The organism is Butyrivibrio sp. MC2013 (genome assembly GCF_000424585.1).
GTDB lineage: Bacteria > Bacillota > Clostridia > Lachnospirales > Lachnospiraceae > Butyrivibrio.
This window is the reverse complement of sequence record NZ_AUKE01000020.1, coordinates 19161-32857: the sequence shown is the minus strand read 5'-3', so window position 1 is coordinate 32857 and position 13697 is coordinate 19161. Positions and strand designations below refer to the sequence as shown.

At 46.0% G+C, this 13697-nt stretch carries 7 protein-coding genes; all 7 read right to left on the bottom strand.

The window, feature by feature from the left end; genetic code table 11:
• Positions 1-269 precede the first annotated feature (269 nt).
• Complete coding sequence (locus G636_RS0111025) at positions 270-1667, bottom strand: glycosyltransferase (RefSeq protein WP_026508103.1); 1398 nt, start codon at positions 1665-1667, stop codon at positions 270-272.
• Positions 1668-1773: 106 nt separating this feature from the next.
• Positions 1774-2688: a class I SAM-dependent DNA methyltransferase gene (locus tag G636_RS0111020; protein WP_026508102.1), complete on the bottom strand. Its 915-nt coding sequence runs from the start codon at positions 2686-2688 to the stop codon at positions 1774-1776.
• A gap of 27 nt (positions 2689-2715) precedes the next feature.
• On the bottom strand, positions 2716-3855 hold the full coding sequence (locus G636_RS0111015) for a YibE/F family protein (RefSeq protein ID WP_026508101.1): 1140 nt from the start codon (positions 3853-3855) through the stop codon (positions 2716-2718).
• A 303-nt stretch (positions 3856-4158) separates the two neighbouring features.
• A complete protein-coding gene (locus tag G636_RS19620; RefSeq protein ID WP_051226916.1) occupies positions 4159-9702 on the bottom strand; it encodes a CehA/McbA family metallohydrolase in 5544 nt (1847 codons plus the stop codon).
• A 76-nt stretch (positions 9703-9778) separates the two neighbouring features.
• Positions 9779-10273 carry a COG2426 family protein gene (locus tag G636_RS0111005; RefSeq protein ID WP_035779565.1) on the bottom strand — a complete coding sequence of 165 codons (495 nt, stop codon included), beginning with the start codon at positions 10271-10273 and terminating at the stop codon, positions 9779-9781.
• Positions 10274-10537: 264 nt separating this feature from the next.
• Positions 10538-12259 carry a methyl-accepting chemotaxis protein gene (locus tag G636_RS0111000; protein ID WP_026508099.1) on the bottom strand — a complete coding sequence of 574 codons (1722 nt, stop codon included), beginning with the start codon at positions 12257-12259 and terminating at the stop codon, positions 10538-10540.
• A 345-nt stretch (positions 12260-12604) separates the two neighbouring features.
• Entirely contained in the window at positions 12605-13660 is a 1056-nt protein-coding gene (gene hisC / locus G636_RS0110995) for a histidinol-phosphate transaminase (protein WP_026508098.1), read from the bottom strand.
• Positions 13661-13697 lie beyond the last annotated feature (37 nt).

Below are 13697 nucleotides of genomic sequence, written 5' to 3'. Positions count from 1 at the left end.
ACACCTTATGACTAACGGATTGTTCCGTTTCTTCGAAACTCTCACAATCCTTAAACATTCGCAAATCCGCACTACGTGCTACTTTGCTCATGTTTTGCGGGTCATAAATTCATATTCGATTTCGAGCAAGCTCGAATCGAAATGACTTTTGACCCTTACGTCATAACATTTTGCCAAATATGCTCCGGCTATCTACATACCTATTTCTATGATAACAAAAAGAATCTTTCCCGTGAAGTCTGGCACTAGTAAAGCCGTTGCAGCACTGCTTATATTAAACACATCTTTGCTTCACACTTATTTATCTTTGTGATCATTCTGATAAATTCTCCGGCACCATCGCAAAGTACCGACGCTTTTTTTCTGGCAATGGTACTCATTTGACTATAATAGCCATCATCCCCTGCCAGCTCTAACACTCTCTCATAGATATCATCATAACTGTCAACGCAAAATTCGTCCCCGGATATGGCAGCCACATCCCCGCAGCGGACTGTTACCACCGGTACGCCGCTATTAAGAGCATCTGCGGCACTGGTACCGCCTCCCACTCTCCTTGGATTGATATAAATATCAATGCAGGAGAAGAAGCCCGGCAAATCCAATACCGCCCCCGGATTCAGGATATGAGCGGCCAAATCAGAATCGTCTTTTATAAGGTCCTGATAGCCCTCATATCCGCCCACAATCACTGTTACAATATCTTTGGCTGCCAGTTTCTTTAGGATATCCAAAAAGCCCTCATCCATCTCAAGATCAAGCCTTGTACCTACAACAGCACATATCTTCTTTCCCTCGGGAAGACCAAATTCTCCCCTGCTGTATTTACGCTTTGCAGGATGCAGGTCATAGGTAAATCTGCCCCCTATAATCTCTATCCCTCTGGATCTTGCTATGTCCAGGTATTCTTTTTGCCTGCCCTCCTTCATTATTGGCAGCATAAGGTAACCGCTCCTTGTAGGCTGTATGTCCTCAACTACTGTTGACAGACACGCAGAGGCTACCAGCTTGCCGCATATATCGGCAGTGAGATTGGATGCACCTACAGACATGATGAGGCAGGGTCTTAGCTTCTCTAGCAGATCTGTCAGAAGTTTCATTGCTCCCGCATCAGGCATGGTCCTGGGGCACTGAAAAAAGTCAAATACCTGATCCTTGTACTCCAGCTGGTCTACTTCACACAGCTTCTCGTCATAATTTGCATAGAAATCATCCTCCCACGGAATGCCTCCAAAAGCAGGAAGTATGTCCGCCGTATTGATGATCAGGACCCTTTTGCCCATCATCTTCTGGAAAATATATGCCCTGTCCAGGACTATCCTGCTGGGAGCGTGCTTACCTGTCAGAAACTGTGAGGAAAATATAAAGACCAGATTATTATTCAATTCTCCTGCGGGGATACGCTTGAGATCATCTCCCCAGCATGCAAGATATGCCTCATAAATGTCATCATATATGTCAAATAAGAGCTCGTAGAATTCCTTTGTCTGAAGCTCTGTTCTTAGAAAATGCTCTCTAAGGAGCTTGCGGTATATGAAATTCTTATTCTCTTTTGACAAGTCATAATCATCCTTTAGCATCTTGGCTGCGCTGATCAATAGATCAGCATCCCCGGTCTGTGCATAAAGGCTGGATAAATGGTAATACTCCTTAGCTGAATTAGTCATGATAGCTCTCCCTAAGGTCATTTCACAACTGTGCGTTTCCAGTCACCGGTATTTCCTGTCTATATGATCTGTTCTTCCCTATCCTATCCTATCCGATCCTATCCGATCAGTTCACCTTGCTATTCGCGTCCGTATTCTTCCCTGCCACAATATATATGCGCTCGCTCTCTTCATCCGGAGCCATATGGCTGTCAGCGTCGATGCAGTCTATCAGAGTCATGCCGGATTTCTCCACCAGCTCCTTCATCTCCTCCAGACTATAGCCCCTCTGCATGTGGGTCTCTGTAAAGCGGCGATAGAGGCCGCTGTCCTCCCTGACAAAGATTGCCAGGTCATACTCGTTGATGCAGCTCTCCTCGTCATAGTAATTGTCCCAGATAAAGGCGCAGTCTTCTCTGTCCTCAGAGATAGTGGTATCTCCGATGATATCTCTGTATTTATGCACGGTATTAAAATCAAAGATAAAGATACCGCCGGGATAAAGATAGTTATTCACCTTTTCAAGTGTAGTCACTACATCTCCCGGATCAGTGAGATAATTGATGCTGTCACAGACGCTGACAAAAGTACCGGCTGTGGAATAGAGCTCCAGCTCCCTCATGTCCTGTTCAAGATATAAGATCTGCCTTTCCCTTGCCTCATTTTTCTCCATAGCGATCTGCAGCATCTCAGAGGAATTGTCTATTCCCATAATGTCATAGCCCATATCTGCCAGCTCTGTGGTAAAAGAGCCTGTGCCGCAGCCCAGCTCCACCACAAGGTTTTTCTCTTCTTCCAGAGCCTCTTCTTCACTGATGGCAGACTCTTTGCCAGCCATAACAGCTTCTTCGCTGATTGGTGCCTCTCCTTCAGGCACCTCATTTATATTTTCGTCAACTTTTTTATTTCCATTTACTTTAAGTGCGGGTTTCGAAACGCCGTATTTGGCGATGAGTTCATGTATATAGCCCGCCCAGTCGTGGTAAGGCGTCTCATCCATAAAGGTATCGTATACCCTTGCAAAATCTGTATATTGATCCATTGTTTTTTTATCCTTTTATAGTCATGATTATTTCTTCCCGGCTGCCTTGCATTCCAAAAATGCACTGATCCCGGATACAACAGGCACTGTCGCGAATATACCTATACTGCCTGATACGGCCCTTATGAGCTCTATAGCAACAAAATCAGTATTTACAAGCTGTATAAAGGAGACTCCGTAGGAATATATAAGCACCAGCATATTCAGAGCGCTTCCCACATAAGCCAGTACCAGTGTATTTGCCATGGTACCCATGGCATCCCTGCCTATCTTCATACCGGAGAGGAACAGCTCCTTCTCGCTGCGTTTTGGCCCCAGCCTATGTATCTCATCCAGGGCAGATGCTATGGTCATGGCCACATCCATGACAGCTCCCATTGCTGCTATGAGGACACTGCTCACCAATAATCCCCTTAGATGCATAGGGAAGGTGGATGCCTGCAACAGCAGAGCCTCTGCTTCATCAGTCTGGAATACGGTCACACCGCCTATCCTTCCTGCCAACGCGCCAAACACAGCTGCGATCACCACTCCGCCAAAGCTGCCAAGAGCAGCAGATACAGTCTTGACCTGTAAACCGCCTATAAGATAAAAACATGCTGCACTGGTGATGAGTATGATGAAGCAGGTCAGCGGCACAGTCTCATATCCCTTAAGCGCCAGAGGCAGCAAGATGAATACAATGCACAGCACCGTGAAAACAAGGCCCCCAAAGGCTTTAAGTCCCTGCCTGCCACCTATGAGCAGCAGTACCAAAAGGAAAGCCCCTATCATGCCAAAGAAAAAGGGTATCCTGTCATAATTGTAGATACTCACATCTATCTGATCCACTCCGGTGGTATCGATCCTCACAGATACCGTGTCGCCTTCTGCCACGTCCACATTGTAAAGAGCACTGTAGTAGTTGGTCACTCTCTCCCTGCGCCCCTTGTACCTGCCGGTGAGTATCTCTATATCCAGGACCGTAGATCCCTTCTTGACATTCTCAGTCTGCTCATCCACTACAGTCTTGTCTTCCACCAGGGTCAGGACCCGCGCCGTCTCATATTCCGTACCGGAATCCTCGCTCATAGTGTAACGCGGCCTGTCCTTTGAAGCGTATATCATGATCAATACCATTATCAGGACAAAAGCCCCTGCAGCAAGATATCTCTTTACTTTATCCATCAATTCTATATATCTCCGTTAATTAGTATTCGTTAGCTCATCCAAGGTAATTCTTATCAGCGCACGCCTAGCACCACTCGAGTCCTATAATCGTTATTACCCTGTCCCTACAACCTATTATCAAACGATATCCGCTGCCGGTCAAGGCGACCATCCTCAACGGTCACTGGAGGCTTTAGCCCCCGGTAAATAAAAGAGAATCCATCTTCTTAAGTCGGCTTAAGAAGATGGATTCTCTTTTATTTAAGAATTTAGTAAAAACACAATTTAAAGTGCGGTGAGCGAAGTAAATAGCCGTGCTCCTTATCCCACCAGTCTTCCGTTTTTATCAAAGCGGAAGAAGTGGAACCACTTGCCGCGTCTGTAGATAAAGAATACGTAGCAATCCTTTGCCATGCGGCCTGTGATATCAAAGTAGTAAGTGTCCTTACCGATCTTGACGAACTCATCCAGCACCAGATATCCATTCTTGTCAAAATAGTAGGTATTCTTACCAATGGTCTGAAGCCCCTTAAGGTATGTCTTATCGCTGAGGACATAACGGATGCCTCTCCAGCTGATCACCCACTTGCCGGTGATCACAGGTTCGGGTTCAGGATCTGTGCCGGGTTCTACGCCGGGCTCCTCGCCTCCGGGCTGATCACCGGGATCTTCTACTGCAGGTCTTTCTGTCTCAAAGATATCATCTGTGTCACGTACTCTCAGTACAGGCACGGATACATCGCTGTCTCCTTCGGGATGCATATAGAGGATACCTGCTGCAGATATATATGCACCTTCCTTAACAAAGCTTCCGATCTCGTTCTTGCCTGTAGTACCTGATGCGATATAACCGTCGATGAAGATAGCAGCTTCTTTGCCGCTCTCATCCTTGATCCAGAACTCTGCTACAGTCTCGCCGTTTTCAGCATATTCTACTCTCTCAACATTACCCTTGGTCCTGATGAGGCTTCCGCCAAAGGCGTCATAATCCATAGCATCCTTTGTGGACAGCTGCCTTGGATCATAGATCTTCTTTTCAGCATCCAGGATATCTACGCTGATAGCTCTCAGCTCCAGATCGCCCTGATATGCATCCAGCTTACCCACTACTCTTACCTTGGTACCGATCTCCAGACCGGGCTCAGCGTAAGGGAATATATCCATACCGCCAGTCTCGTCCTGGATGTAGATAGTATCAAAGAATGTGGTCTTCTCATTCACTGTACCGCTGGTCACGTATCCTTCTACTGCAAATACGTCGCCCATATTTCCTTTTCTTGCATCTGCGATAGATGTCAGAGACAGTTCAGTCTTTGCACCATCCAGGATATTGAGGATGATATTGCGGTTTGCGTAAGGTAGTGAATCATTATTATCGATCTCTGCATTTACTTCAAAGTCAGACATGAACACGCCGCCTGCTGCAAAGATATTTCCGCCTGCCTTGGTAGCCTGGTGACCCAGTACTACTACCTTGCCCTGCTCGATGAGCACAGGCTGCTCCTTGATGCTATTGCCTGCATCATCCTTGCAGTCCTTGGAGCATGTGGTATCAAATCCTCTTACCAGAGCCTCAGCTGCGTATACATTGTCATTTTCCACAGCATCTTCCACATTTACAGAGCATCCGCTGTACTGTGAATATGCCTGGCCTTCTACAACACCCTTCAGGAAGGAGCTGTCCATGTTCAGGTTTGTCATGTACATACGGTACTGCTGACCACCGTTGTTCTCATCATCCCATACTTCATCGGAGTTGAGCTTTATGGTAGCGCCTACTCCCTCCAGGAGCTTGTTGATCTCTTCTGCAGTCCTGCCTGATGTGCTGTCCTGATAATCTGCCAGGCCGCATACGATCAGGTCTCCGCCTGCTGCCACATAGTCAGCCACCATGGAGATAAAGTCATCTTCAAAGTGTGCAGGAGTATAATCACCTGCATTTGCAGTACCTGATTTCTTTGCAGGAGCAGATACGATGAGGAGCTTGCAGTCCTCCAGCTCCTGTCTTGTAATACCATCTGTATCTATCCTGACTCTGATATTGTCACCGGCTGCCAGCTTCACAAAGCTTGTCATGTTGCCGCCGTAGTAACCTGTTACATAGTCATTATAGTGGCTTCCGTCTACTATCACATTGGATACCAGCGAAGCATCTGTCAGGTTCAGCTCCAGGACATCCTTGTATACCTTGGCCACTCCCCTGAGAGTGCAGTTGGCAGTGATATCCAGCTTGACCTTACCTACCTTGCTGGTATTAAAGTCAAATCTGTATGTAGCTTCACTGCCAGTTGCAAGGCTTGATACGCCTGCCTCTGCCAGTTCAGCTGCGCTTACAGTCTTTACCAGTTCACCGTCTGCTGTAACAGTCAGTGAATCTACGCTAAGGGGCTCTTTTTCATTGTTATAGAAGCCAACATTTACATCCACGTCCTCACCTGCAACAGGCAGATCGGTCTGTGTATATGTCTTGTTGATACCGCAGGCCTCTACTTCGCCTACCCATACAGGAGCTGTTACTGCGATATCTCTGTCTCCCTCAGTTACCTTCAGATAATAGTATGAATAATTTGCAGGAACCTTGAAGGTTACTGTTTCCTTGTTAACATTTACGTTCTGGCTTGCAATGGAGAGGCCGCCGTTTACGATGACTTCTACCTTGCCAATGGTATCTGATGCATCAGGATCAGAGATCTCAGCCTTTATGGTAACCTCGTCGCCTACCATATCCTTTTCAAGGACGGAACCCATTACATTGCCATCAAGAGTGTAATAGATGGACAGGTCATTATCCTCTGTAGCATAGATACGGTAGCTGCGCATTGCATCATAGATATTCTCTTCAGTCAGGCTGTCTGCCAGGATGACTGTACGAGCTGTATTGGCATCGCCCCACTTACCCTTGTGGTTGTCCTGGTTGTTGGTGGGTGCTACGTGCCAGCCCTTATCCAGAGCTCTTGTGTAGTACTCGTATGAAGGGAAGTATCCGCTGCTGCCGATAGCTCCTTCACCGTTACCTACCTCGATCATTGTGATCAGGTTATCTCTTTCGCCTGTATAATATGCGAAATCCTGGAAATCACCAAAGGTTGTTCCGGGATGGTTGAACTGGCTGATAGAATCCGGAACAGTAGAGAGTGTATTGTAATAATTGTTCAGTGCTGTGCCATAGGTCTTGTAAGCAGCCTGGGTACGGCTCTGGAAACCGGGTGTGTTAAAGGTATTCATATGACCCAGTCCGTTGCTCCAGGTCATCTCAAAGCCGTAGAAAGCTACGAAATCATCTGTTGTATACTGCTTTGCCAGGCTGTGTCCCATGGTCCACTCATCTGTATCAGCAGTGTCTACATTTTTGGCCAGCTCAGAGCTGTCAGCATTATCCAGTGAGTTGGAGTGGTCTGTTACAGCCAAAAAATCCAGGTTGTCCACCTTTGAAGCATGAGCAAATGCCTCCTCGCAGGTACCGGATCCGTCTGAATAACTGGTATGTGAATGGATCTGTCCAAAATAGATATTGTAATTCTCGTTCTGTCTTAATGTAAATGAAGCTGTAGATACAGGGCTTTCACTGCAGCCTTCCTTGCAGGCTTTAGCCTTGATCACTGCAGGCAGCTCTTTGATCTCAACAGGCTCTGTATATGTCTGCCATGCATCATCTGCCACCTGGGCATCTGCGCTGTCAGCAAATGCATAGTAAATAACAGCATCTTCTGCTTCGCAGGTGAGCTTTACCTTCTGCCCCACTCTTACGGCTCCGCCGCCGGGAGTAGCCTTTACAGAAGGAGTGCCGGCCTTAGTATAGCTGTATATAGTTACGATAGAATCTGCTCTATTATCGCTTACAGCATAAGCACTTACTGTCAGAGGAAGCTCTGTGAGCTCTACTGCCTCTGTATACTCGCTGTAGCTTACTCCCTTATCAAGAGAGTAATAGATCCTGGCATCCTTTGTATCTGACGAAAGTGTCAGCTTCTGTCCGATGGCAGCTTCTCCTGAAGGGATGCTGCTCTTTACATAGCCTGTCATGGATCCGCCGCAGGCGGGATTTGCCTTGACCACTACGCTGTCCATACGTACTGTGCCGCCGGAGGTGATGGTCTTGCCTGACTTGGCAGCTTCGCTTCCGGGTACCAGACGTACATAGACCTTATCTGCATTGTTGCATTCTGCAGGAAGCTCAAAAGTGAACTCCACATACTTGGCAGGTGAAAGAGATGTCTTTGCGATACCGTCTGTGATATCTCCGCTGCCTACTACAGGTGCGGGAGCTTCTCCTGAATAATCTGTATAGGAATATGAATATGTACCCTTTGTCAGGTTAGTGAAGTTCTCACCGTCAGTTGATACCTTCAGCTGGAATGAACCTGCGCCTGTATTGCTGGCACGAAGACGGAAAGCCATATCCATATTGGCATAGCCCCTTCCGGGGAAGGTCAGCTGAAGATAGTCATCAGTGCCTGAACCTACGCCTACTGCTCTCATGTAGTAGTTGTAGCTCTCGCCGCCGTTAGCAGCTGTCTTTTCCCATACTCCAACATTCTGTCCGCTTAATACTGCAGTAAAAGCAGAATTGGTGTCGAGAAGGTCATTGTCCTCATAGAGGTCGCCGCAGATCAGATCTGTAACGCCTGCTGCCTCATAATCAGCAGTACCTGCAAAACGCGCTACGGTCACACTTGCCTTTTCGTCATATACCACTTCGCCTTCAGCTGCTGCATTGATCTTGTCAGCATCATATATGGAGAAAAGATATGCATCATTGCCTGCTTTAAATGAATAAGTAGTATAGCCCTTGAAATACTCAAGGTACTGAGCATTGCCGTTATATGCTGCAGCAATATTCTTTACTGTAACAAGGCCATCAGTTCCTTCTACCTCTTCAAAGAGCCAGTAGCTGTAGTCATCTGCCTCTGCCTTAAATGACAGGTTGTTGCCTGTAGCACCTGTAGTCAGATACTTACCATCAGAAACAAGTGCTGCATATCCGTTTTCTTCGTTCACATTGACGGTGAGTACAGCATAGTCTCCTTCGATCTTCAGGCCGTCTCCGTCCTTTGCAGCTTCTACTGCTGCAAGTTTTGATCCTGATGCTGCAGCGGACATGGCAGTTTGGCTGGCAGGATGATAGAGTACTATCTCATCTCCGTCCTTTACAAGAGAAGTATCCTCAGGAAGAGGAGTCTCTTCTTCGCCGGGCAGTTCATCCTCGCCGGGCTGATCCTCTATAGGCTCCTCAGCTGCAGGCGCCTTCACACTATCTGCATCCATAAGAGCAAAATAGTATGCATCTCCTGCTGTCTTCATGGAATAGGTAGTGTATCCGTTGTAGTACTCAAGATACTGCGCACTATCCTTGAACACAGCCAGAGTATTTTTAAGAGTATAGAGGCCGTCTGCTTCAGCCTTTTCTATAAGCCAGTGGCTGTAATCCCCTGCCTCGGCTTCCAGGCTCAGTCCATTGCCTGTAGCAGGGCTTGTGAGATACATGCCATCATCGCTGAGAGTCACATATCCTGTGCTCTCATCAACGTCCACTGTAAGGACGGCGTAGTCTTCCTCTACAGTCAGGCCATCTTCTGTGCTTGTAGCAGCTGCTCCGGCCAGCTTTTTGCCTGATACAGAAGATGACAATACTGTGCCGCTTGCAGGATGGTAGATCACTATCTGATCACCGTCTGCGAGATCGGGCATAGTAACTTCCGCTATCTCGTCTTCTGCTGCTACGGTCTCTGCTGCAGCTTCTTCAAAGACGGAAGCGCTCTCTGCTGCCATAGAGTCAAAAGCACTTACGCCTGAGAGCGCATATGTGCCCAGCATCGATGCCAGCAAGGTACGGGCTGCGATAAGCCTTGTTGTTCGTCTCATCATTATCTCCTCCATTTTAATGTGAGTAACAAGTGAATCTACTCACAGATCAGTTTGCGATCTGCAAGCTATAAATTGATCAGCCTGTAATGGCTGTAAATCCTGAAGCTATGATAAAGCTGCCCACTGCCATGATGATACCTGCAGTAAGAACGCCCAGCATAACGCTCCTGACGCTCCTCTTAAAATCCATGTCCAGAAATGAAGCTGCCAGAGTCCCTGTCCATGCGCCTGTTCCGGGAACAGGAATGCCCACAAAGAGCCAAAGGGCATAATACAGGCCGCGTCCTGCCTTGTTCTTAAGAGTCTCACCGCCCTTGTGTCCCTTCTCCAGACAAAATGAGAAGAACCTACCGATAACGGGCTTGTCAGCGCCCCATTCCAGTATTCTCCTGGCAAAAAAGAAAATAAAGGGAACCGGGATCATATTGCCTATCACGCAGATAATATAAGCGACAGTCATGTTAAAAGCCGGATCTGCCACCTTAAAACCCTGGGCGATAGGGATTGCTACCCTGAGCTCTGCGATAGGTACCATAGATATCAGAAATACATACAAATATTTGGAAATCATACACACCTCTCCCATAATAATCTTAGAATCGCCCTACAAGAATAACAGAAAAAAAAGTCCAAAACAATAACAAAAGTTCCAAAAAAAGAGCCCCATTTCCGTTAGAAATGTAGGCTCTTGACCAAACGTTCAATCTAATATTTTACCTTGTTAGCACTGCAATTTAGTAAAATATATTTATCTAATATTTTGCACATTATTACTATAACAATCCGATCAATAATAAACGTATATCCGACATCATTGATCCTTAGGTCAAATCAGTTACAGCTTATACTTTTCTACAATCACCCTCAGCTCATCAGACTGCTTCTTGACATCAGCTGAGCCATCAGCAATGACATTGACCATAGCCAGCACTTCTTCAATGGAAGCATTAGTCTCTTCAGTTGCTGCGGCATTGGTCTGAGCTGCTTCTGCCAGATGACCCATAGCTGTACCAACTCTTTCACAACTCTCTGTCATGGACTTACTTACGTTGCCCAGACTCTGTACTTCCTTATTGATGATCTCCAGGTTATCAGAGATATCATTGTACTTGGTCCTGGTATCTTCCACGCCTCTTACCTGGCGCTCAACAGCATCCTTAACGCTCTCACTCTTCAGATTAGCGTTATCCACATTTGCCTGCAGCTCCTTGAGCATCTCATTGATCTCGTTGGCACTGCTTGCGGAGTCTTCAGCCAGCTGACGGATCTCATCTGCTACGACTGCAAATCCCTTACCCATTTCGCCTGCTCTTGCAGCCTCAATAGAAGCATTCAGTGACAGGAGGTTGGTCTGGGATGCAATGCTCTGGATCAGATCAGATGACTGACCAATCTTGGAGGTACTCTCTTTGATCCTATTGATACTGTCAAAGATTTCCTCAAAGGAGTGCTCGCTCTCCTTGGTAATATTATAAAGATCATCCATAACCTGAGTTCCGGCTTTGCTAGCTTCAGAGATCTGAACACTGGCCTTGGACAGGTTATCCGTTGCATCCTCATTCTGTTTTGCAATATCGCGCAGTCCATCAATCTCGCTCATAGAGCGGTTGATATCTTCAGCCTGCTCGCCTGCAGTCTCTGCTACATGGTTTACTGCTCCGGTGATCTCATTTACATTCTTGGCAATAGTATCAGAATGAGAACTCATGTCATCTGACATAGTCTCCAGTTTTTCTGTGGATCCGTTCAGATCTCCCATGATCTCCTTCATGGAATCCTGCAGAGAATTGTAAGCCTTTGCCAGATCACCAATCTCATCCTTTTGCTTGATATCAAGCTTAGGTGCTGTCAGATCTCTTCCTGCCAGAGTAGTGATAGCTGAGCTCACCTTCAGGATAGGCTTTATCACAATCCTGATGACCGATATTGCTATCCATATTCCCAGGATTATATTTATGATAGAGCATACTGTATTGATAGCAGCCATTGTGATAGTACTGGAATCAATGGCTTCAACACTTTGCTCCATCTCTTTTTCCACGTCTTCAACAGTCTTATCCAGGGCTTCTGAGAAGCTTTCTGTTTCACCATCCACTTCTTCCATTACTTCATTACCGGCATCCTGTCCCTCATCTATATATGCCCTTGCCATTTTATGGCACAGATCATATAGAGAATCATATTTGGTCCTGATCTGTGAGATAGCCTGAGCGTATTCGTCATCCAGCTCTACCAGCTGATTCATAAGAGAATACATATTGGCCTTGATCTCTTCTGCCTCTTCAAATACTTCCTCATCCCTGGTAGCGGACATATCAGTGAATATCTCGCATGTGTGCAGACCCTCATAACGGATATCCTCTGCTACCTCCATAGCCATCAGGTGTTCTTCTTTCAGAGCATTAAGATCAGTCAAGATACTTACGATCTTAAGCTGAGTAACGGTCAGTGTCAGGATCAGAAATACCACGATTCCCAGTGCAGGACCCAGTATCTTGGGAGTCAGACCTGTCATTGACATCTTTGCTTCATTTACGGATGCGCCCTTCTTTGCCATATTCTCTCTCCTTTTAGTATAGATAATGATCATAGCCATATGGGCTCAGAAAAATATAGATCACACACCACTTACAACGATATTAATAGCTAAAGTGTAGATAGAATTCCTTTAAGTATATCGACAAGTTTTTTTGCTTGATAAGATTTCTCATGTAAAAAACTAAATAAATATTCGAGTTTTCCATGATATACCATAGCTTTAATTAATTTAAAAAGCCTTCGGAATGAGAATTACAAGTCCCATTCCGAAGGCCAAGATAGAATCGCAAATCAGATAATTTTAGAATAATGCGATCTATAGTTCTTTTTTTGTGCAAATAACTTTTGACATTTATGACACATTTTATTTTCCCAAAATATCCCTTAGTTCTTCTATGAATCTGTCCATCTCCTCATCTGTTCCTATGGTGATCCTCAGATAATCCTCTATCCTTGGAGCATTCCAGTGGCGCACATATATCCCCTTTGCTTTAAGTGCGCAAAATAGAGACTGGGCAGATACATTCTCATGCTTTGCAAAGATGAAATTTGCCTGGGAATCGGGAAAAGTAAATCCCAGCGCCTTAAGTTCGCATTTGATCCTGCGTCTGGTCTCCATGATCTTTTTACAAGTTGTTTTGAAATATTCATCATCAGCCATGGATGCCGCACCCAGCTCTATAGAGGGCAGGTTCATGGTGTAAGAATTATAGGAGAACTTGGCATCAGAGAGATATTTGATCAGCTTCCCTGAGCCAAACGCATAACCTATGCGGATTCCCGCCATAGCCCTTGATTTGGAATAGGTCCTTACCACCAGGAGATTCTCGTATTTATCGATCAGGGGCAGTACGCTTTCCCCTCCAAAGTCGATGTAAGCTTCATCCACGATCACCACGCTGTCTTTATTTGCAGCCACTATCTCTTCTATCATGGAGGTGCTTTCCAGTATTCCCGTAGGCGCATTGGGATTAGGGAAAATGATACCGCCGTTTTCCTTCTTATAATCCTCAGCCCTGATCCTGAAATCATCATCCAGAGGCTGCCTCTCATAGGGTATGTCAAAGAGCTCCGCCCATACGTTATAAAATGAATAGGTCACATCAGGAAAGAGAATCTTCTTACCGGAATTAAAGAATGTGAGAAATGAAAGAGCGATCACATCATCAGATCCCACACCCACAAATATCTGATCTTCAGGCACCTTGTAATAGTCGCTTATGGATTTTACCAGCTTAGAAGCTTCCGGATCCGGATAGAGCCTCAGATCTTCATAGCTTAGTCCTTTTAATACCTTTTCTACGCCCGGTGCAGGCGGATAAGGGCACTCATTGGTGTTAAGTTTGATTATATTCTTATCCCTCGGCTGTTCCCCCGGGGTATAGGGTACTACCTTTCTAACATTACTTTCCCAGCTCATGATTTCCTCCCGATCTTTACCGTTTTAGCATGCTATC

Excerpts from the sequence above, each read along its gene's own strand:
- G636_RS0111015 (WP_026508101.1), bottom strand. The coding sequence starts at position 3,855 with ATGGATAAAGTAAAGAGATATCTTGCTGCAGGGGCTTTTGTCCTGATA.
- G636_RS19620 (WP_051226916.1), bottom strand. The coding sequence starts at position 9,702 with ATGATGAGACGAACAACAAGGCTTATCGCAGCCCGTACCTTGCTGGCA.
- G636_RS0111005 (WP_035779565.1), bottom strand. The coding sequence starts at position 10,273 with ATGATTTCCAAATATTTGTATGTATTTCTGATATCTATGGTACCTATC.
- G636_RS0111000 (WP_026508099.1), bottom strand. The coding sequence starts at position 12,259 with ATGGCAAAGAAGGGCGCATCCGTAAATGAAGCAAAGATGTCAATGACA.
- hisC (WP_026508098.1), bottom strand. The coding sequence starts at position 13,660 with ATGAGCTGGGAAAGTAATGTTAGAAAGGTAGTACCCTATACCCCGGGG.
- G636_RS0111020 (WP_026508102.1), bottom strand. The coding sequence starts at position 2,688 with ATGGATCAATATACAGATTTTGCAAGGGTATACGATACCTTTATGGAT.
- G636_RS0111025 (WP_026508103.1), bottom strand. The coding sequence starts at position 1,667 with ATGACTAATTCAGCTAAGGAGTATTACCATTTATCCAGCCTTTATGCA.